This window comes from Aquirufa salirivi (assembly GCF_045310485.1).
Classification (GTDB): Bacteria; Bacteroidota; Bacteroidia; order Cytophagales; family Spirosomataceae; genus Aquirufa; species Aquirufa salirivi.
The window spans coordinates 322-1,423 of sequence record NZ_JBEWZH010000020.1 but is presented as its reverse complement, the minus strand read 5'-3'; the positions used below and the strand labels follow the sequence as shown (position 1 = coordinate 1,423).

The 1,102-nt window shown below is 44.3% G+C and carries 1 protein-coding gene; it reads right to left on the bottom strand.

Annotated elements, in window-relative coordinates; translation table 11 throughout:
• The coding region (locus tag U0R11_RS13490) for a putative Ig domain-containing protein (protein ID WP_406752343.1) at window positions 1–1,102 on the bottom strand (1,102 nt) is incomplete at both ends.

Genomic DNA, 1,102 nt, shown 5'->3' with positions numbered 1-1,102 from the left:
TCCCTGTAACCGTTGGTGATAAACTAGAAATAGTTGATCCAACGGTATACACATTTGGAGTAGTATAACTCAAGCCTGTCGGTGCTGCATTATTAACGGTAATACGTACAACTGCAGTAGTACTACCCGTGCCATTGGTAGCAGTTACGGTATAATCTGTTGCAGGACTAGTGACAGAAGGGTTTCCGCTAATTACCCCAGTGGTGGTATTGAATAATAAACCCGTTGGTAATGGAGTCGAAATACTATAGCTAGTAACTGTCCCTGTAACCGTTGGAGATAAACTAGTAATAGTTGATCCCACAGTATACACATTTGGAGTTGTATAGCTTAATGCGCTTGGTGCGGCTGCATTGACTGTAATATTAATTTGGTTTGAAGTCGTACTTCCGAAACCATTCGTGGCAGTTACTGTATAATTGGTAGCTGCACTAGTCACAGTAGGTGTACCACTTATTACACCCGTTGTGGTGTTAATACTTAAACCTGTAGGTAGGGCAGGAGCAATTGAATAGGAATTCACACCTCCCGTTACCGTCGGACTCAATGCGGTAATGGCTGACCCTACCGTGTATACATGTGGGGTAGTATAACTCAAACCACTTGGTGCAGCTGTATTGACCGTTATCCTGACAACAGCTGTAGTACTACCCGTGCCATTGGTAGCCGTAACAGTATAATCTGTTGCCGGACTAGTGACAGAAGGGTTTCCACTAATTACCCCAGTGGTGGTATTGAATAATAAACCCGTTGGTAATGGAGTCGAAATGCTATAGCTAGTCACGGTACCTGTAACGGTTGGGCTTAAACTGGTGATGGTTGTACCAACAGAATACACGTTGGGAGTTGTATAGCTTAATGCGCTTGGAGCGGCTGCATTGACTGTTATCCTGACAACGGCTGTAGTGCTACCTGTGACATTGGTAGCCGTAACAGTATAATCTGTTGCCGGACTAGTGACAGAAGGGTTTCCGCTAATTACCCCAGTGGTGGTATTGAATAATAAACCCGTTGGTAATGGAGTCGAAATGCTATAGCTAGTCACGGTACCTGTAACGGTTGGGCTTAAACTGGTGATGGTTGTACCAACAGAATACACGTT